At 42.5% G+C, this 19,567-nt stretch carries 14 protein-coding genes and 1 pseudogene; 11 read left to right on the top strand and 4 right to left on the bottom strand.

The features are described 5' to 3' along the window. Positions 1–373 precede the first annotated feature (373 nt). The 11 genes and pseudogenes from F7734_RS45235 to F7734_RS45285 all read left to right on the top strand — a co-directional run bounded on the left by F7734_RS45235 (position 374) and on the right by F7734_RS45285 (position 14,633). Entirely contained in the window at positions 374–2,188 is a 1,815-nt protein-coding gene (locus F7734_RS45235; RefSeq protein WP_166482544.1) for an iron uptake porin, read from the top strand. A gap of 126 nt (positions 2,189–2,314) precedes the next feature. Further along, on the top strand, positions 2,315–3,067 hold the full coding sequence (locus F7734_RS45240; RefSeq protein WP_155750895.1) for a VOC family protein: 753 nt from the start codon (positions 2,315–2,317) through the stop codon (positions 3,065–3,067). Between the two features lie 21 nt (positions 3,068–3,088). Further along, on the top strand, positions 3,089–4,534 hold the full coding sequence (locus F7734_RS45245; protein WP_155750896.1) for a catalase: 1,446 nt from the start codon (positions 3,089–3,091) through the stop codon (positions 4,532–4,534). A 28-nt stretch (positions 4,535–4,562) separates the two neighbouring features. Next, positions 4,563–4,826 carry a hypothetical protein gene (locus F7734_RS45250; protein ID WP_155750897.1) on the top strand — a complete coding sequence of 88 codons (264 nt, stop codon included), beginning with the start codon at positions 4,563–4,565 and terminating at the stop codon, positions 4,824–4,826. 464 nt (positions 4,827–5,290) lie between these two features. Beyond that, positions 5,291–5,683, top strand: a complete 393-nt coding sequence (locus tag F7734_RS45255) for a carboxymuconolactone decarboxylase family protein (RefSeq protein WP_155750898.1) — start codon at positions 5,291–5,293, stop codon at positions 5,681–5,683. 115 nt (positions 5,684–5,798) lie between these two features. Beyond that, positions 5,799–6,428 carry a DJ-1/PfpI family protein gene (locus tag F7734_RS45260; protein WP_155750899.1) on the top strand — a complete coding sequence of 210 codons (630 nt, stop codon included), beginning with the start codon at positions 5,799–5,801 and terminating at the stop codon, positions 6,426–6,428. Between the two features lie 139 nt (positions 6,429–6,567). Further along, positions 6,568–6,819 (top strand): annotated as a pseudogene (locus tag F7734_RS45265) (DUF1830 domain-containing protein); the annotation flags it as partial. A 105-nt stretch (positions 6,820–6,924) separates the two neighbouring features. Continuing rightward, the gene (glgX, locus tag F7734_RS45270) at positions 6,925–9,045 is read left to right on the top strand and encodes a glycogen debranching protein GlgX (RefSeq protein ID WP_155750901.1); all 2,121 of its coding nucleotides are present in this window, start codon (positions 6,925–6,927) and stop codon (positions 9,043–9,045) included. Between the two features lie 36 nt (positions 9,046–9,081). Continuing rightward, entirely contained in the window at positions 9,082–11,253 is a 2,172-nt protein-coding gene (locus tag F7734_RS45275) for an AGE family epimerase/isomerase (protein ID WP_155750902.1), read from the top strand. A gap of 239 nt (positions 11,254–11,492) precedes the next feature. Next, complete coding sequence (locus F7734_RS45280) at positions 11,493–13,151, top strand: FAD-dependent oxidoreductase (RefSeq protein ID WP_155750903.1); 1,659 nt, start codon at positions 11,493–11,495, stop codon at positions 13,149–13,151. Between the two features lie 57 nt (positions 13,152–13,208). Next, positions 13,209–14,633 (top strand): ATP-binding protein, encoded by a 1,425-nt coding sequence (locus F7734_RS45285; RefSeq protein WP_155750904.1) that lies wholly within the window; start codon positions 13,209–13,211, stop codon positions 14,631–14,633. A gap of 918 nt (positions 14,634–15,551) precedes the next feature. On the opposite strand, the gene F7734_RS45290 is transcribed toward F7734_RS45285, so the two are convergent. The 4 genes from F7734_RS45290 to F7734_RS45305 form a co-directional block, all read right to left on the bottom strand. Further along, complete coding sequence (locus F7734_RS45290; protein WP_155750905.1) at positions 15,552–15,734, bottom strand: hypothetical protein; 183 nt, start codon at positions 15,732–15,734, stop codon at positions 15,552–15,554. Positions 15,735–15,781: 47 nt separating this feature from the next. Next, on the bottom strand, positions 15,782–17,002 hold the full coding sequence (locus F7734_RS45295; protein WP_155750906.1) for an MFS transporter: 1,221 nt from the start codon (positions 17,000–17,002) through the stop codon (positions 15,782–15,784). Positions 17,003–17,118: 116 nt separating this feature from the next. Further along, on the bottom strand, positions 17,119–18,138 hold the full coding sequence (locus tag F7734_RS45300) for an NHL repeat-containing protein (protein WP_155750907.1): 1,020 nt from the start codon (positions 18,136–18,138) through the stop codon (positions 17,119–17,121). A 647-nt stretch (positions 18,139–18,785) separates the two neighbouring features. Then, positions 18,786–19,352 (bottom strand): hypothetical protein, encoded by a 567-nt coding sequence (locus tag F7734_RS45305; RefSeq protein WP_155750908.1) that lies wholly within the window; start codon positions 19,350–19,352, stop codon positions 18,786–18,788. Positions 19,353–19,567: the final 215 nt, after the last annotated feature.

A 19,567-nucleotide genomic window follows, 5' to 3' on the forward strand; every position in this document is an offset into this window, starting at 1 on the left:
GGGTTAGGGTGGGGTAAAAAATATTTAATACATCAATCATGACTTTTCAAACATCCTCTAACTATGGTGTGCCACATTCTCGGTGAATCTGTCGCTCCCAGCATTTGTATAAGTTTTTCCTAAACATAAGGATCTTACCTTGTCAAAATTTTTTTGGTAGTGAACACTATATTCAAATCTAATTCAATATCGAAAAGCTTGAAAGTAAATTTTGACCTTTGCCCTCGGCTCAGTTAGGGAAGACGCAAGTCTCATCTAAACGCGCCTCTACAGAATCAGTGAGTTGCCAAAATTTAAGACACAAGAGAAACTTGTAATTACATTAACTCTCATGGTAGGAACCTTCAAGACGTATTTAAATCTAGTCAGTGGCATGAGCATCTTCAATCTAATTGCCCTAGGTGTTCCTGCTTTAGCTGAAACATCGGAATTAACTACTATCACCCTTGAACATGCGATCGCTACTGAGGTTATCTCTACAGTCAGAGCAACTGCTTTAGTAGGTGAAGTTAGCACGAGCCAGACACTGGAAATGAGTCCAAGGAGTGTCACCCAAATGAAGCAGTCAAACCCAATCACTCCTCTCCAAAATCAGTTTGCTCTGGTAGCTGCTTCTAACAACCAAATGACTTTTGTGTCTCCGATAACGACTACAGTTACTGATGAAGGTGAAAACTTAGAGCTTTCTCTTATTCTTGTTCAAAAGATGCTAGAAAACAAGGATAGTCATGGCTTAATAGCACAAGTCACCTCTGTGTCTCAACTTGAAGATGTACAACCTACTGATTGGGCTTTTCAATCGCTACAATCCTTGGTTGAGCGATATGGTTGTATAGCAGGGTATCCAGAAAATGTTTACCGGGGTAATCGAGCTTTGACAAGATATGAGTTTGCCGCCGGGTTAAATGCTTGTTTGAAGCGAGTCAATGAACTGATTGCAACAGCAACTTCTGACTTAGCGCGAACAGAAGATTTAGTGACTATTAAGCGTTTACAAGAGGAATTTGCGGCAGAACTAACTGTGCTGCGGGGTCGTGTAGATACTTTAGAAGCTCGCTCCGCAGAACTAGAGGCAAATCAGTTCTCCACGACCACCAAGCTAACTGGTCAAGTCATCATGGCAGTAAATGCTGGAGCATTTGATGGAGAACGCATCATCAGCCCCACAGGTCAAGAAATTGCTCGCTCTGACCCGAATGCCACAGTGCTTTACCGAGCGGCTCTAGACTTGAATACGAGCTTCTCTGGCTCAGACCAGTTGAAAATCCGCATTGATACAGGCAGCGATAATGGTAACGACAATACTGCAGGATTCCTCGAGCCGACCTTTGGCAGTGTTTTAGACTACTCTGTTAAACCACCCAGAGATAACGACTTTGGCTTGGGAAGACTATACTACACTTTTAAGCCATTTCAGAACTTTACAGTATCCGTAGGTCCTGATATTCGTACTACAGATTATGTTGACCGTAACAGCTACGCTTACCTAAGTTTTCGAGACTTTAGCACTTTGGCATTTGTCAACAATTATATTCTCTTCCCTGTCAACGGTCCAAGTGCAGGTGCAGCAATTGATTGGAAACCAGGAGGAGGAGCATTCACGGTACGGGCTTTGTATGCAGCAGCAGAAGCAGCCAACCCAACCGATCGAGGACCGATCCGAGGTACAGCACCGTTTGCTCGGTTGTTATATCCTACGGGCAGTGGCGAGCAAGGTTTATTTGGCGACACGTATCAGAGTACCGTTGAACTCGAGTATGCACCATCAAAATCCTTTGCCATACGCCTCCAGTACAGTGGTGGAGAGTTATTCGATAACCGCTATGACGTGTTCGGCGCAAATTTTGAGTTAGCTTTTTCACCAAAATTTGCCATATTTGGTCGCTATGGCTTCAGCAGTTATAATGAGACTATCTATGGAGACATTAACCCTAACTACTGGATGGCAGGGGTGGCGTTCCGCGACTTGTTTACCCAAGGTGCTTTGGCTGGTATTGCAGCCGGTCAACCCTTTATTGCCAGTGAATTGGGTAATTCTACTCAAACTAACTTTGAAGGTTTTTACAACTTCCCTGTAAGTAACAACATTCAAGTCACACCTTTGATTCAAGTGATTGTCAATCCTAGTAACCAGGATGCAAACGGCACAATCATTACAGGCACTTTGCGGACAGTCTTTTCTTTCTAGATGTTGTGATAAGTTTCCATGCCTTGCTTGCTTATCAGCTCTTTTATCAATGCCATTAGTGTTAAAAAGCCATGTCAAAGGCTTATTCCTTAGTTGCAAAAAACGTCATTTGAGAGGACTAGAGTTATGGCTGTAGAACAAGTAGTTCGTTCTTTTGAACAAAAAGCTTCTTCTGTTATTAGTAAGCAATTGAGAGGAGTTCACCATGTTGGTCTCACAGTTGAGGATATGGGAAAAGCTTTGGAATTTTATACGGAGGTATTGGGTGGAAAAGTCATAATTCCAGAAATCGGTCTTGCTGGCGAAATTATACACAATACTTTGTTGCAAAAAGAAGAGATTGAAGCGATCGCCCTAGAAAGCGATCCAAAAACTCTTGGTATACCCAACCTTAGAGATGGGGAACAAAATCTAGACATTTACTTTATTCAGTTTGATAATGTTGTCCTGGAACTTTTGCAATATAGAGATGCTTCAGAGCAACCCAATGGTTCCGTTGTTTTCCCAGTAAAAAATCCTTACTCCAGTCCAGCTTGCGTCAACTCAATGCATATATCCTTTTACTTAAAAGACGATGTGAATGTCGATGAGTTTGTGAACAACTTGGAAACAGAATGTCACAAGCGCGGAATGGATCGAGTCAAATGTAACCGAATTGTTCGCGTCAAAACAGAACAGGAAAGGGCAAATACCGATCTACAGTACAACTCATGCAAACTAATTGACCCTTCCTTTGGAGATTTTGAAGGATGGACCCTCGTTTACTGTAAAGGACCCAACGGGGAGCAATTGGAGTTTAATCAAGTGCTGCGTAAAGCCAAAATTTTGTTTGATACAGCAAAAAAGGAGTATCAAAAAGAGAAAGCTGACGAACAGTAAATATTAAGGATAGGTCAAAAAATGAGCGACGAGAAAATACTTACAACTGATGCAGGTATTCCTATTAGTGACAATCAAAACTCTCTAACTGCAGGAGCACGAGGTCCACTGCTCATGCAGGACTTTTACTTAATTGAGAAGATGGCTCACTTCAACCGGGAACGCATTGCAGAACGGGTGGTTCACGCCAAAGGTTCTGGAGCCTATGGTACCTTGAGTGTCACCAACGATGTGACTCGCTATACAACAGCAAAACTATTTTCGCAAATAGGCAAGCAAACTGAGGTACTTGCAAGGTTTTCGTCGGTTGCAGGCGAACGCGGTGCAGCTGATGCAGAGCGGGATGTGCGTGGCTTCTCTCTCAAGTTCTATACGGAAGAAGGCAACTGGGATATGGTCGGAAATAATACTCCAGTCTTCTTCGTTCGCGACCCACTTAAATTCAGTGATTTCATCCGCACGCAAAAGCGCGACCCTAAAACCAACTTGCGTCATCCAACAGCAATGTGGGATTTCTGGTCGCTTTCACCGGAGAGCTTGCATCAAGTCACGATTCTGTTTAGCGATCGCGGATTACCTAAAAGCTATCGCTATATGAACGGTTATGGTAGCCATACCTTCAGTTTCATTAACAAAGATCGAGAGAGGTTCTGGGTCAAGTTCCACTTCAAAACAATGCAAAGCATCCAGAAGCTGACTAATGAAGAGGCAGCAAAAATAGTGGGTCAAGACCGCGAGAGCTTCCAACGGGATCTGTTTTACGCAATTGAGAGGGGCGAATACCCGAAGTGGCGTTTTTACATACAGATTATGCCTGAGGCGGATGCTGACAAAACGCTTTACAATCCTTTCGATTTAACTAAAGTCTGGCCACATAAAGATTATCCATTAATTGAAGTAGGCATTCTTGAACTCAACCGCAATCCGGAAAACTATTTTGCAGAAATTGAACAAGCAGCTTTCTCACCCTCTAACGTTGTGCCTGGAATTTCATTTAGCCCGGACAAAATGCTCCAAGCGCGTATCTTCTCTTACCCAGATGCACATCGTTATCGCTTAGGAGTAAACTATGAAAGTCTGCCGATCAATTGCCCCCATGCAACTAAAGCGCACACTTATCACCGCGATGGCTTGATGCGCTTTGACAACAACGGCGGTGGAGCGGTCAACTATGAGCCGAACAGCTTTGGTGGACCAATTGAAGATCCGAGTATCAAGGAACCAGCGCTCAAAATTTTTGGTGATGGCGATCGCTACGATCGTCGTGTAGGCAACGACGATTATACCCAAGCTGGCAATCTTTTCCGGTTACTGCCAAAAGACGAAAAGCAACGGCTTTTCCATAATATTGCAGCAGCTATGCAAGGTGTACCGCAGTTTATCATCGATCGGCAGCTTGCACATTTTGTGAAGGCAGATCCAGCCTATGGAGAAGGGGTTGCCAAAGCACTTGCATCACACAAATAATGTTACTACACAGTTAATTACATTTTCTATGAATATTGAACAAATTAACGCAGAAATTGAGAAGCTTTCTCCTGCGGCACGAGTTGTCTTACTCTACCAAATCTTACCTAACTGCATTGCACAACCCCATTGTTTGCTACTTGAAAAAGCTGCCTTAGAGGAAGAATTAATTAACCAATTAAAGTTAATAATTTGCCATCTGGAAATTAATCAGCGCTTTGGAATTACAAAAATTGTGCTGAAAGAATTAAAGAGCAAATTACCTCAGTTGACTCCACTTGTGCTTTGTTGAAATCGAGGCTTTATCTCCATACAGAGCATTCGATTCTCGCATTCATACCATTTGATATAATACAGCCTTGCCCCATTCTAAATGGGGCTTTTTTTTTAAGCACAAAAATTCACAAATTTATCCAAAGACAAAAAATGTTTGTAATCCATCCATATTGAAGTGACATTGATAGCGAAAAGACTTAAGTTGCTCCTTAACTTAACGATTTTCTCTGGTTAAAACTTTAAGAGTTTGGAAAACTTAAAGATGAAAAGTGTTTCATTCTTTATAAGAGTGCAGTAAAAAGAGCAATGATAAGGAGATCTGCATTACTTATAATGGAAACCTAGGTCAAGTTTGTCATTAAAGTTTTGAGAAAGTTTTTAACCCGATCGCACAAGTAGAACACACTGAGTAGCTCTTTGTGTTTTGTAACAACATTTGCAACAGAATGCCAAAACTTATGTAAAAGGTGGACATAAACCATGAAGCAGGGTGATTCTGGGACACTCGTTCAAGATGAAAAGGCAACTGCATACAAAAATGCGGTTTTAGATGATAAAAAACTTCAAGATGCTTTAAAAAGTATCAATCCGAAGTTTGGAGATTTTTGTACCCGCATAGCAGGTGAAGCATGGGGACTTCCATTAATTGACCAAAAAACCAAGGCTTTAATAACAGTCGCTGTTGATGTTGTGAATCAGGATCACGTAGGAACCGGTAGCCCTTTTGCAGCACACGTAAATACAGCTATGCAACAGGGAGCTACGCGTGCAGAAATCGAGGAACTTCTTTTGTTCATGTGCGTTTACGCAGGCTTCAATAAGGCTGCAGGGTGCTTTGGTACCCTTAATGATATTCTCGGTCCCTCAGCGTGATGTTTTGCACCAACAAAGTTGTTATAGCCGATCGAACGCTAACAAGATATGCAACAAAACACCAGTCAGCACACTGAAAACATAACATCTCCAATCATCAGGAAGAAAAGGCAATATGGTAACTACAACTTCTAAGGCTAAGGGAAAAATAGGTGTACTCATTGAGGAGCACTTTGACGAAATTGAGTTTCGAGCATTCAACAAGTTTTTCCCTGCAAATGGATATGAAGTAGAGTACATATCCCATCTTTGGAATCAAAAACAATTAACCTTCAAGGGGATTGATTTAATAGAAGAAGTCACAGTTACGGTAGAAGTGAACGATATTGAGCCTACCGATTATGAAGGCATTCTTCTAATTGGTGCATATGCTATGGATCGTCTTCGCTATGAAGAGCATCATAAAGAGGGTCAACCCAATCAAGCTCCTGCTGTCAGATTTCTCCGAAAAGCTGTCAAAGCTATGGATGCTGGCAGATTAAAGATTGGAACTATCTGCCATAGTCTTTGGCTATTTACTGCCGATCCAGAACTGCTTAAAAATCGTGAGATTACTTGTGCCCATAACATCTTGTGTGATGTCGAAAATGCAGGAGGCATCGTTGTCTACGATGGTGACGGGACTAAAGACTTACATATTGATGGTAATCTGATCACAGCCAAACATCCTAATGTAGTTACCGAGTTCATGGATATATTTTTAAAGGCAATTAACGAGCAGCAATTGCAAGCCGTAGCTAAGTAGGAGGGAAATTAAGACTAAAGAACCGAGTGTTTCAAGTGGGAAAGAAAAAAACCACTCCCTGAGTTTCACTTTAAAACCTGGGTTAACGATCAAATTCTAGGGTAGTTAAAGCAGAACATTCAGGATGAAACCTGTAGTTATGACTCAAATACTTGATTCTTTACCTCCCAATCCGTCCGGTAAAATTCTCTGCTGCTACGTTAATACCACTAGTCAAATTCAAATTGCTCGGAGCGCGAATGTTTCTAATTGGTACTTTGAGCGAGCTATTTTCCCAGGACAACATCTTTTGTTTGAAGCGCCGTTAGATGCTCAAATGGAAATTCATACAGGCACAAAGATTTGTGCAATTTTATCAGATAAGATATTGTGCAACCGCTTACGCATAAACTAAAGGCGCAGTTAACTAAACGGCAATATCTTTACAAAGCTTAAAACGCCTCATTGAATTCGCATAGATAACTCATTAACACTCTGAAGTGAGGAAAAGAGCAAAATGACTGCAACAACACCTAAATTCCAGATAGAACTGACTACAAAAAAGTACCAAGTAGAAGTGGGACGCACACATCCCTTAGGTGCTACACCGTGCAAAGATGGAGTAAACTTTTCAGTTTTTGCAGAACATGCGACATCTGTCGAACTCTTATTATTTGAAAATCCTAATGACCTGGAACCTATCCAGACTATTAAACTCAACCCAAAAAGCAATAAAACCTTTCACTTTTGGCATATTTTTGTAAAAGGGTTGAAACCCGGAATTGGCTACGCCTATCGAGTAGACGGTCCTCAAGATTTACACCAAACAGGAAACCGTTTTAATAAAAATAAGGTACTGCTCGATCCTTACTCTAAGGGAAACGCCAATGCCCTTTGGAACCGCATAGATGCTTTGGGCTCAAAAGACAATCTAACCACCTCAATGCGTAGTGTGGTCGTCGATATATCGGATTATGACTGGGAAGGCGATCGTCCTCTTAATCGACCAATGAGTGACACCATTATTTATGAGTTACATATTGGCGGATTTACTAAATCACTTTCCTCTAACTGCAAATATCGAGGTACTTTCTCTGGAGTTATTGAGAAAATTCCTTACTTAAAAAAACTAGGCATAACCGCTGTCGAATTGCTACCAATATTTGACTTTGACGAAACAGAAATTGTCCGAGAAGTTAACGGTATTCCACTGAAAGACTACTGGGGATACAACCCCCACAGCTTCTTCGCGCCTGAAGCGTCCTATTGTTATTCTCCTAAGGAGAAAAGCCCCATTAACGAGTTTCGGGATATGGTCAAGGCGTTGCATAAGGAAGGGATTGAGGTCATTCTGGATGTCGTTTTTAACCATACTAGCGAAGGCAACCATGAGGGTCCAACCATCAACTTCAAGGGTTTTGATAACAGTACTTACTATCATCTTGTACCTTGGGATAAGCAATACTACATGGACTACTCTGGGTGTGGAAATACATTCAACTGCAATCACCCAATTGCAGAAAAGTTAATTGTAGAATGCTTGGAATTTTGGGTGAAAGAAATGCACGTTGATGGCTTCCGGTTTGATGAAGGGTCTATTTTATCCCGTGGATCGGACGGAGTACCTATGATCCATCCGCCGGTTGTTTGGCACATTGAAACATCTGCAGCTTTAGCTGAAACCAAAATTATTGCTGAAGCTTGGGATGCCGGTGGACTCTATATGATTGGTTACTTCCCTGGGTATCGTTGGGCAGAATGGAACGGGCGCTTCCGAGATGACATTCGGCGCTTTGTTAAAGGAGAGCCAGGGCTAGTTGGGGCGGTTGCTGTACGCATTGCCGGAAGTGCCGATCTCTATCAAAACACCGGACATTTACCGATTAACAGCATTAATTTTATTACTTGCCATGATGGATTTACTCTCAATGATTTAGTTTCGTACAATCACAAGCACAATGAAGCGAATGGTGAGAACAACCAAGATGGAATCAATGACAATTTGAGCTGGAATTGTGGTATTGAAGGAGAGACTGACGATCCAATAGTTGATGCATTACGCCAGCGACAAATTAAAAACTTTGCAGCTATTCTTTTTCTTTCTCAAGGCGTTCCAATGATAGTGGCTGGTGATGAAGTCAGACGCACTCAAAAGGGTAATAACAACGCTTACTGCCAAGATAGCGAGATCAGTTGGTTTGACTGGAATCTTGTGGAAAAGAACGCAGATATGTTCAGGTTCTTCAAGTTGATGATTGATTTTCGTAGTTGCTACTGCCATCCTGGCTTACGCCGCAACTATTTCTTCAACGGCGAAGTTAATGAACGCGGTCTAGCGGATATCTCTTGGCATAGTTGCAAGTTATTCAGCCCAGGTTGGCACGATCCTTATGCAAGAACTTTAGCATATACTTTGGGAGGCTTCGACGGAAACGCAGATATTCACGTCATGTTTAATATGTACTGGGAGGATTTAGAGTTTGAAATTCCTTCTGTTCAAGACAGAAGATGGTACAAAGTCATAGATACTGCTGAGCCTTCCCCTATGGATATTGTGGAAAAAGGGAAAGAAACTATGGTTTCAGGTGATGTATATGTTGTCAAAAACCGCAGTATTGTCGTTTTAATTTCTCAATAATTTCAACTAATGAACTTTATTTTAGGAGGAGATTTAATGGCTAACGTAGATTTTTCGTTTTCAGATATGCTTGCTGGGTATGTCACTGATTTCGATCCACATCAGGGATCTCATGGCACTTTCGGTCTCACAACATCACACGGAAAGAACTTTAAGATAGCATTGACCTCAACCACCTATGCTGAACTGGTACGCAATTTAGGAGAACCTTACTACGATTGCACCAGTCAGATGGCAGCAATGCTTGCTCCAAATCGGTATCTTTTTGTGTATGGCATTTTCTATTTTGACGCGGGTCAGCACAACTTTGAAGCCAAGCACATAGTTTTTCTGGGCAGAACAGAAAAGGAATATCTTTTTGAAAAGCAAGATTGGTGGGTCAAGCAAATACAAAGCCTTGCCAATTTTTACCTAAAAGCCCAGTTTGAAGATGGTGAAATTGATTATCGGAAATATCGCACTGGTATCGGTTTGGTTGGTTCCAAAGAAAATAGTAATCGTCAAGAAACGGACACTATTTCCCGCCTGGTTTATGGTTTTGCGACAGCTTACATGATGACTGGGGATGACCGTTACCTAGAGGCTGCGGAAAAAGGCACTGAATACCTGCGCCAACATATGCGTTTTCTGGATGAAAGCGAAGAGATTTGTTATTGGTATCACGCTGTTGACGTGAAACCTGATGGTAGCGAGCAAAAAATCTTTTCCTCAGAATTTGGGGATGATTATGATGCTATTCCAGCTTACGAGCAGATTTATGCTTTAGCTGGTCCTACTCAAACATATCGGGTGACGGGCGATCCACGTATCATGAACGATATCGAGTTGACCATCAATCTTTTTAACAAGTATTTCGAGGACAAAACGGAGAAAAAAGGATTTTTCTCACATATTGACCCGATTACTCTCAGCGCTCACTCTCCGTCTTTGGGTCATAACCGCGCTAAAAAGAACTGGAATTCCGTAGGTGACCACGCTCCAGCTTATTTGATTAATCTCTGGCTAGCGACTGGCGAGGACAAATACGCTGATTTCCTTGAGTACACTTTTGACACCATTGAAAAGCATTTCCCGGATTACGAGCACAGCCCATTCGTTCAAGAGCGTTTTCATGAGGATTGGAGTCATGACACGACTTGGGGGTGGCAGCAGAACCGAGCTGTCGTAGGTCACAACCTTAAAATTGCTTGGAACTTAATGCGGATGAATCACCTGAAACCGAAAGAAAAGTATGTCGCTCTAGCCGAAAAGATTGCAGAAATCATGCCTGCAGTTGGCAGCGACCAACTGCGTGGAGGATGGTATGACGTTGTAGAGCGTACACTAGAACCAGGACAAGAGGTCAACCGCTTTGTCTGGCATGACCGTAAGGCTTGGTGGCAGCAGGAACAAGCCATCTTAGCTTACCTCATCTTGGCTGGTTCATTAAATAAACTTGAGTATCAGCAGTGGGCGAGAGAATCAACGGCTTTCTATAACGTTTGGTTTCTTGATAATGAAGCTGGTGGGGTCTACTTTAATGTTTTGGCAAATGGGCTTCCTTACTTGTTAGGAACGGAGCGATCTAAAGGTAGCCACTCAATGAGCGGTTATCACTCCTTCGAGTTAGCTTACTTGGCTACAGTTTATACGAACTTGCTAATTGCTAAGCAACCAATGGATTTGTACTTCAAGCCAAAGCCAGGTGGGTTTAAGGACAACATTCTCCGAGTTGCGCCAGATATTTTACCACCAGGTAGTGTGCGTATTGGTGAAGTATGGATCAACGGGCACAAGCATTCCGATTTTGATGCTGAAAATCTGACAGTTAAACTACCATCCACTCAAGACGAGTTGAAAGTTCGAGTGAGGCTCCTTCCCGCTAAGGTATTTTTTGACGCAACACTGTTAGAAATTACTGAAGGTACTGCCAAGATATCTTTAACCGGATTACTGGATGCAGATGCTGTGGGACGTTTTCAGGAAGAGTTGACCAAAGCAACACAAAAGCCACTGCGTCGTCTCGTCTTACTGCTACAAGATCTAGAATGTATAACCACTGCTGGTATGCGATCGCTCATTTTCACCAAGCAAAAGTTGGGTTCTGATGTGGAATTGTATGTAGTCGGCGCGCAAGTACAGGTGGAGCATTTCCTCAGAATGAGTTCATTCTGCGAGGGCATCACAATGGTAGATAAATATGAAGCTGCTGAGCTAGCTAGCGTGTAGTTACAACAGTTTTTAGATCGGTAGACTACAGGCGTAGGGGCGAATGGTCGTATGGCTGCGAACGTCGGCACGCTGCACGAACGCCCTTACAAACACTGTAGTTCATCTACCCGAAAATTGCTGTAAGGTCAATAGTCTACACGAAAAGATCGTAATTTCCGTCTGCTAGCAACAAACTGCACCTTTTAGCACGGAAAGAGTATTGATTCGATCGCCACGTTAACAAATGAGGGAATATTATGGCTAAGCCTGTTCTAATTACAATAGATGACGATCCAGAAGTTCTAAAGGCAATCGATCGCGATTTACGCCACGAATATGGCGAAAACTTCCGGGTACTGCGCGCAGACTCCGGTCAAGCAGCCCTAGAGGCGCTAAAAAGATTGAAACTGCGTAACCAGCCAGTGGCTTTGTTGTTAGTAGACCAGCGGATGCCAAACATGACTGGTGTGGAGTTCCTGGAACAAGCAATAAAAATTGTTCCAGATGCTAAACGTGCCTTACTGACAGCATATGCCGACACAGATGAGGCTATCCGTGCTATCAATAAAGCTAAAATTGATTATTACTTGATGAAGCCGTGGACTCCCCCGGAACAAGGTTTATTCCCAGTGCTTAATGATTTGCTTGAGGTGTGGAAAAAAACGTTCCTCCCTTTGTTTGAAGGGGTTCGCGTGATTGGCGATCGATGGACACTCAAAACACATCAAGCCAAAGATTTCTTGGCTCGCCATCACATTCCTTATCAGTGGCTGGATATTGAGTCAGAAGAAGGGCGCAAGTTATCTGTAGACGCTAACCCCGAAGAATTGAAACTACCACTGCTGCTCTTTCCTGATGGCACACATCTTTTACAACCGACAAACACCCAAATTGCCAACAAAATCGGACTGAAAACGCGCCCCAAAATGCCGTTTTACGATGCGATTATTGTGGGTGCTGGTCCGGCTGGTTTAGCTGCTGCTGTATATGCTGCATCCGAAGGACTACGTACCGTTATGGTTGAAAAAGAGGCTCCAGGCGGGCAAGCAGGAACTAGTTCGCGGATTGAGAATTATCTCGGTTTCCCAGCTGGACTCACTGGGGGAGATTTAGCCAGACGTGCTGTTGCACAGGCTCAGAAATTCGGAGCAGAAATTCTTGCACCACAAGAAGTAATTAGTCTTCGTGTAGATGGTCAATATCGATATGTAACCCTAGCAGATGGCTCAGAGCTTAGCTCTCACATAGTGATCATTGCAACTGGTGTATCCTATCGCAAGCTTAACGTACCTGGCAGTAACAAACTAACAGGTGCTGGCATATACTACGGAGCAGCAATGACCGAAGCAATTAATTACAAAGGCGAAGACGTGTTTATTCTTGGGGCAGGCAATTCAGCTGGGCAAGCTGCTATGCACCTTTCTAAATATGCTCGCTCAGTGACCCTTCTTATACGCGGAGACACACTGAAGAAAAGCATGTCTAAGTATTTGATCGATCGGATCGAAGAGATGAACAATATTGCAGTCAAGGTGTTAACGGAAGTTACTGAAGTGTTCGGCAAAGACAAGCTTGAGGCAATAACCATTGTTAATTCAGCAACTGGCGAAGTCGAAACTGTCCCCGCCTGCGCCCTTTTCACTTTTATCGGTGCAATGCCGCGCACTAACTGGTTGGAAAACGTTGTAGAAAGAGATTCAAAAGGGTATATCCTGACCGGACTTGACATTTTGCATAGTGAGATGTATATCCGAGGATGGACATTACCTCGGTCTCCCTATCTTCTTGAAACTAATGTACCAGGAATTTTTGCGGTAGGTGACGTGCGCTATCAGTCAGTAAAACGAGTTGCCTCAGCGGTAGGTGAGGGTTCAATCGCTATTCAATTCATACATCAATATCTCTCATCCTTGTAAAAATACTCTAAGTTCTGGTCATACATCAATATCATAAAAACACTCTAGGTTTTAGTCATGCTTGAGTTGTTGCATAAAATACCTTTGTTCCAAAACTTGACCGAGAATCAGCTGTTATGTTTGATGAACGGTACAGAAAAATGGTTAAATCCAGGAGATTTTCTCTTTAAACAAGGAGAGCCTGCAAAATGCTTTTACGTGGTATTTGAAGGAGCAATCCGGCTAACGAGAGAAATTAGTAACCAAGAAGTCGTTTTAGCTACTTATGAAGCTGGTACGTTTTTTGGTGAAGTCCCTCTCCTAGCGGGTACACTTCATCTTGCAAGCGGGCAAGCAGTGGGTCAATGCCATGTATATTGTTTACACGAGGACGAGTTTTGGCAAATGCTCATGTTCTGCCCGTCAGTAAGACAAGCCGTCCTCGGTTTCATGGCAAGCCGAATGCAAGAGTTACAAATGTTGTCTCAGCAACACGATAAGCTCATTTCTTTAGGTACGCTAGCAGCCGGTCTTGCCCATGAACTTGGCAATCCAGTAGCAGCGGCACGTCGGGCTACAGGACAGTTGCATGATACGGTGAATGTCTTACACAACCTCTCGCTTGAGTCTATTAAGCAACACCTCACACCAGATCAACTAGAGTACCTCTTGGAAATTAAACGTAAGGGTATTGAACAGACCGTTCAACTCAGCGATTTCGACCCTTCGGTTCAGATGGATTTAGAAGATGAACTAGGGAATTGGTTGGAGTCATACGACGTTGCCAATGGGTGGAAAGTTATTCCAACTTTGGTTGCGGCTGGAGTTAACGCTCAGCAGTTAGGAGTGATTGGCGACCAGGTAAGTGCTAATGTACTTAATGATATACTAACTTGGTTAGAAGCAACTCTAGCTGTAGCAAGTGTCGTGAACGTCCTCGATCAAGGCGTTACTCGCATTTCCGAGCTTGTCAATGCTGTCAAGTCTTACTCGTACATGGATCAATCTCCACTAAAAGAGGTAGTTGTTCATAAAGGGATCGAGAACACGCTCACCATTTTGAGCTATAAGCTCAAAAAGCACCGTGTCCAGGTGATACGTGAATACGAGCAGAACCTTCCAATCATAGAGGCTTACGGAAGTGCATTGAATCAAGTATGGACGAATTTGATTGACAACGCTATCGACGCCTTGGGCGAGGGGGGGACGATTTGGGTACGGACGTCCAGTCAGAAAAATGACATTATGGTGGAGATTGCGGATAATGGACCAGGCATTCCCCCTGAAATTCAGTCCCGGATCTTCGATCCGTTTTTCACAACTAAGGGTATCGGTGTAGGAACGGGGTTAGGTCTAGAAATTGCTTATCGGATTATAGTGGGTCAGCACAGTGGTGAGATTCGCTGCTTTTCAAAGCCAGGTGACACTCGCTTTCAGGTACGTCTACCGATTCGCCCGTTCCAAGAAATAAACAAACCTAAAACTGAAGCAGCGTTTGCTTAACTAGTAGTCCCCACTTTTTTCCACGTTAAGTAAGTCGGCGAGAAAAAACCAAACTCAGTAGATCGCAAACTTTCGGTAACGAACGGAAAAACAAGGGTTTCAGCTTTCACCAGCAAGGAGTGAACAGCATTCGTTAATGCGCGATCGCCTAAGAACAGTCATTTTCAATTATTAGCAATAAGACGGGAACAGATGTTCTATCATAATTGATAGATGAATTTTTATAGTTTGTGGGGATTTAAACCCCAAGACGAGTCCGCCAGTCGCTTCTTGGTGGGGTAAACGACGATGGCAGATCTCAGATCTTGCACCTGAAAATTTTGATGTCAATTCCTTGACTAAGTGCCAGTTCTCTAAGTCGCTCAATATCTTGTAAAAGAAGTAACACTAACAAATGGAAATATAGTTCGGAAGGCAATTTCTGCGGCTTCACCTCAGTCTGGTAGTGTGGGTTCGCACATTGCAATTCACTCTGATTTGATACTTCGCATACGTAACTTTCATGGATGAAGATTTAATACCGGATTTGGCGGCATTATAAAATCCAGGAACGGTCATCCTAGTTGCGATCGCCCTCTCAAAAGCAAGTACCACATTGCAATAATCTACTACTCTCCGCTTTTATTCCAAGAGGGGGATTTACTGAAGTGATGCAGGTAGCAAAATGCGTGTGCGTTTAATCACACGCTTACGAGTCAGACGATGATAGTCTTTCCAAGTGTCGCAAATTTAAAAACATGACCGATTTGGGCAGACGTCACACGCATCTACCGCCCATTTTCTCATAGATAAAAGCGATCGAACCCCAGCTTTACGCTCTTTTGATGAAACTCTAGATATTTTTATGCATTCTTCACCCCGTCATCTGATTTCACCTATTAAACTGTCTTTATATACAGCCAATAACTAAATGAATTTTTATAACTCAACTAAAACGCCTCTAGAATTTATATGCTCTAGAGGCGTTTTAGTTTTTGAGGATGCCCGGTTTTGTGTGCGATCGCTTAAATCTCTGTGTCCACCAGTCGAGCAATTGCGATCGCTGAATGAATTAATGAGATGATCGCCTACTGCTGACGCAACAAAGAGTGGAATCTCCACAAATCCTTAACCGAGTAGTATTGGAACAGAGGTGACAAGATATCGAGTTACAGTTTCTCACTCTTTATGGGTTTAACGCTTAAAGCGGTTACTTGCGCTCGCATTATGATGAACATCGCACTCAGAAGTAAAAGCAATCCACCTGCGAGACCGTATGTTAAAGCTAAACCCACTTTTTGACTAACAGGTTGCGCGATGATGGGGGAGAGAAATTGTCCGAGGAAGAACGCGGTTGAAAGTCCTCCCAATGAACGTCCGCGCACTGCGTCAGGTACGATAGTGGATATCCACACGCTCATGTTTGGCATCAGTAGTCCCAATCCTAACCCTGCAATAGCTAAGCCAACGAGTGCTGTGGGGTAATTGTTTGCATGACCAATAATGACGTAGCCAATACCAAAAATTCCGAAAGTAAAGGGCACGATACTGACAAAATCCAGTTTGGCTTTGATTCTACCATAAAATATTGATGTAAATGCGCTGAATAATGTACAAAAAGCAATTGCCATTCCACTCTCTGACGGTGTTGCATTCACAAGACTGCGAAGATAAAAAGGTAATTGAACAGGAATGAGATAAAAAATAATTTGACTGAGAGTGGTCATTCCAAAAATCAGCAGTAACAAGGTAATGGGAATCGATTCATTCTGGCTTCCTTGATTGGATGCCAATATTTTTTTAGATAAGTTACGCTGTGGTTCGTAAATTGCGAAAACGATCAACGGTAACAACAGCAAAGAAAACAAGTAGATTAAGAATGGATAGCGCCAGTTGTGCAAAGCAAGTGTGCCACCAAGAGATAGGAACAAAACGCCACCCAAACTCATAAATGCAGCTTGCAGCCCCATAAACGTTGTACGAGCAGTACCAATGTAGTAGTCTGCAATTAACGTCGTTGCACTGACCATTACCCCAGAAACCGACAAACCCAAAAACGCACGTCCAACAAGAATCGCAGGTAACGAATCAAGAATCAGCCCTGAAGCACCTGTTAAACCGTAAAAAAGTGTGGTGCTTAAAAGCAATGGTTTGCGTCCAAATCGGTCTACAATCATTCCCGCGATAGGCGAACCAATAACGATAAATAACGCGGGCATAGTAATCACCAGTTTTACCAGCAGCTCTACATTCGCGACATTGACAAAATGGTCTTGCATTGCTGGAAGCGAAGGTGCGATAGTTGCACCGGACATTACAGTTAGCGTACTTGCAAGTAACAAAGCTGCTTTGGTAAAGGTTGAATTGGAATTAGAATTAGGTTTATTCATACAACTATTGACGTGATTAAAATTACTTCCTCACAACTTTTCAGACATCCTCTCAACTTCATTTTCGCCGCTCTCCTTTTGCTTACCTAAATAGACTTGAGGCACAGCTATCCAGTCTATTTTGCCGTTCTAGTTTTTTTGCCTTTTAGCAATAAACTGACACTTAAGTAAGCACTAAACCCAAAAATACCCAAAGAAGAAACAGGTTCTGAGGCTTTTACACTATTGTTTGTAGTAAAGAGCAAGCCGATTGGTTCGTCTAATCCACCACTACTAGCAGGCACAAAGGCATCAATGAAAGCACCAGTACTACTGTTAAAGCGTAGGACACTGTCGCTGCCAAAGCTAGTGACGTAAAGATTGCTATCCGGTCCATAAGCCAAACGTGATGCCTGACTCAGTCCACCACTACCAGGAGAAACAAAGACATCAATCAAGGAACCTGTCTGGCTATTATAGCGCCGGATACTACCGACAGGACTAAAATCCCCAATGTAAAGGTTGTTGTCCGATCCTATGGTCAAACCTCCGGGAATTGCTGGTGCGTTTTCCTGGGGAATGAAGATATTAGTTTCATTTGTTGCCGTATCATAGCGTAAGACACCATTGGAAGGAAGAACGCTGCTTATGTAAAGGTCGTTATCTTCAGCAAAGGCGAAATCTGGGGAGTTTAACTCATCTCCACCTAAAGGATCGAAGCCAACGACGGTATCAATGAAAGCACCAGTTTGACCGTTATAGCGTCGAATACCGTTGCCATCAAGGCCACTGATATAGATATTGTTGTCTGGCCCAAAAGCTATGCTTTCAGGACTGCTTAGACCACCACTACCTGAAGGAATAAAGGTATCAATGAAAGTACCTGTCTGCCCATCATACCGTAAAACGCTACTATTATAGTAACTGGTAACATAAAGGTTGCTATCTAGTCCCAAAGCTAAGCTGGTAGGACCATTTAGCCCACCACTACCAGCAGGAATAAAAGCATCAATGAAAGCACCTGTTTGTTCATCGTAACGCAGGACGGTGTTACTAGCACGGCTAGCTACAAGCAAAGCTGCTTCGACTTTTAGGGGAGCCAGACTTAATATAGCGGAGGCGATCGCCAAACAGCTGTTTTTTAAGAAGTTACGCATGACCAAATCTCATATGAAAGTGGAGAGTAGAAAAGTTGTTCTGCTTCACAAGCAAACATTGAGCGCCCTCTATTACTTATTTAGAGGCTATTTACACTATTTTTCATTTTTCTTAAGAAGCTACAGAAATTTTCCCCTTTCATGCAGCTTTTCATCAACAAAGATCGATAAATTTAGAAGAAACTTAAGAGAATGTCTCGATTAGTTTGATTATGTTACTATTTTGTATAGTAGGAGACAGCAAACGCGCAAGTTACGGATTAAAGAATACAAATTTACTATTTCAGGTGAGCATGCACACCAACTGCGACTCAATTAAAAGTACAAGTACTGAATTATTTTAAAGTATTATTTCTAACTGATTCTAAAAAATCTTTTAGAAGAGGAAATGCAAAAATAAATACTTCAATTTTCAGTAAAAACTTTTTAGGTGTGACAGCATGAATTGATTTCGGGAAAACACAATAGGTAAAAGGGGAGAGGAGAAACAGAAGGTAAAACCCTTGTTCCTTGCTCCTTCCCCTATAATTGGACATTGCTTACTTTTGCAAGAGTTTTATTGACCAGCCACAGAAGGTGAGTGTAAGTTGCCTTAAGGGGCTTACCAAAGAACCGCTTTGCTGCACGGGCATTTCATTGCTGTGCTGTTAACGCTTAATTAACTCTAGCAATTCAATTGGAGCATAAACATCTCGATAAAAGGTCAATTGCTCGCATTTCAAGTAACACGCCCCTCTGTGACCACGACGAATCCAGGTCACATTTCCCTTAGCAATTGTTTCATTTGTCTCGTCATCAATACAATTCCATTCAAAATAGACAACTTCACCAGAGAACATCACAATGGGCCAATTCATTGTCACATTTGGTTGAGCCAGAAGCGCCCACCAATTTGGCTCTCTTTCAACTCCATTTGTTTTCCCATAAAAAGGACCATCAGCACATAAGTAGACAAGGTTATCGCTGTATTCTTCTATGAGAATATCTGCCCGCCCTTGTCGCACGGCTTCACAATGGGTTGGCCACCAAATCCTGTTTTCCTGTTCTATTTGTGCTAAAGTGTATTCGGAATTTATTTCAGGTAATGTTCTTTCACGAAGAGAAATGTATGTTTCAGCATCCTTGAGCATTTTTTCTGCTAGCTCTTTGGAAACTAGTCCTGGCTTAGAATAATCTGCAGACAATTCTTGATAGTAATTGATTCGCTTACTCATGTGAGACCTCCATGGTAGTAGTAGAAACTGCAAATCCTGCTGTAGTCTTCACATCTTGTATTTGACCATATTAATATCCACACCCAATACTGCTCGATTAAGGAAATTGTAGGTTGGGTAAACCCGTGTGTGAAACCCAACAGGTTGTAAGTACGGAAACTAACTCTTAGATTGGGGGTAAGATGGTGGACATAAACTGGCAAAGCATTCAATAC

The sequence above is a fragment of the Scytonema sp. UIC 10036 genome, from assembly GCF_009725235.1.

Excerpts from the sequence above, each read along its gene's own strand:
- F7734_RS45280 (WP_155750903.1), top strand. The coding sequence starts at position 11,493 with ATGGCTAAGCCTGTTCTAATTACAATAGATGACGATCCAGAAGTTCTA.
- F7734_RS45275 (WP_155750902.1), top strand. The coding sequence starts at position 9,082 with ATGGCTAACGTAGATTTTTCGTTTTCAGATATGCTTGCTGGGTATGTC.
- F7734_RS45300 (WP_155750907.1), bottom strand. The coding sequence starts at position 18,138 with ATGCGTAACTTCTTAAAAAACAGCTGTTTGGCGATCGCCTCCGCTATA.
- F7734_RS45285 (WP_155750904.1), top strand. The coding sequence starts at position 13,209 with ATGCTTGAGTTGTTGCATAAAATACCTTTGTTCCAAAACTTGACCGAG.
- F7734_RS45250 (WP_155750897.1), top strand. The coding sequence starts at position 4,563 with ATGAATATTGAACAAATTAACGCAGAAATTGAGAAGCTTTCTCCTGCG.
- glgX (WP_155750901.1), top strand. The coding sequence starts at position 6,925 with ATGACTGCAACAACACCTAAATTCCAGATAGAACTGACTACAAAAAAG.
- F7734_RS45305 (WP_155750908.1), bottom strand. The coding sequence starts at position 19,352 with ATGAGTAAGCGAATCAATTACTATCAAGAATTGTCTGCAGATTATTCT.
- F7734_RS45295 (WP_155750906.1), bottom strand. The coding sequence starts at position 17,002 with ATGAATAAACCTAATTCTAATTCCAATTCAACCTTTACCAAAGCAGCT.
- F7734_RS45245 (WP_155750896.1), top strand. The coding sequence starts at position 3,089 with ATGAGCGACGAGAAAATACTTACAACTGATGCAGGTATTCCTATTAGT.
- F7734_RS45260 (WP_155750899.1), top strand. The coding sequence starts at position 5,799 with ATGGTAACTACAACTTCTAAGGCTAAGGGAAAAATAGGTGTACTCATT.
- F7734_RS45240 (WP_155750895.1), top strand. The coding sequence starts at position 2,315 with ATGGCTGTAGAACAAGTAGTTCGTTCTTTTGAACAAAAAGCTTCTTCT.
- F7734_RS45235 (WP_166482544.1), top strand. The coding sequence starts at position 374 with ATGAGCATCTTCAATCTAATTGCCCTAGGTGTTCCTGCTTTAGCTGAA.
- F7734_RS45255 (WP_155750898.1), top strand. The coding sequence starts at position 5,291 with ATGAAGCAGGGTGATTCTGGGACACTCGTTCAAGATGAAAAGGCAACT.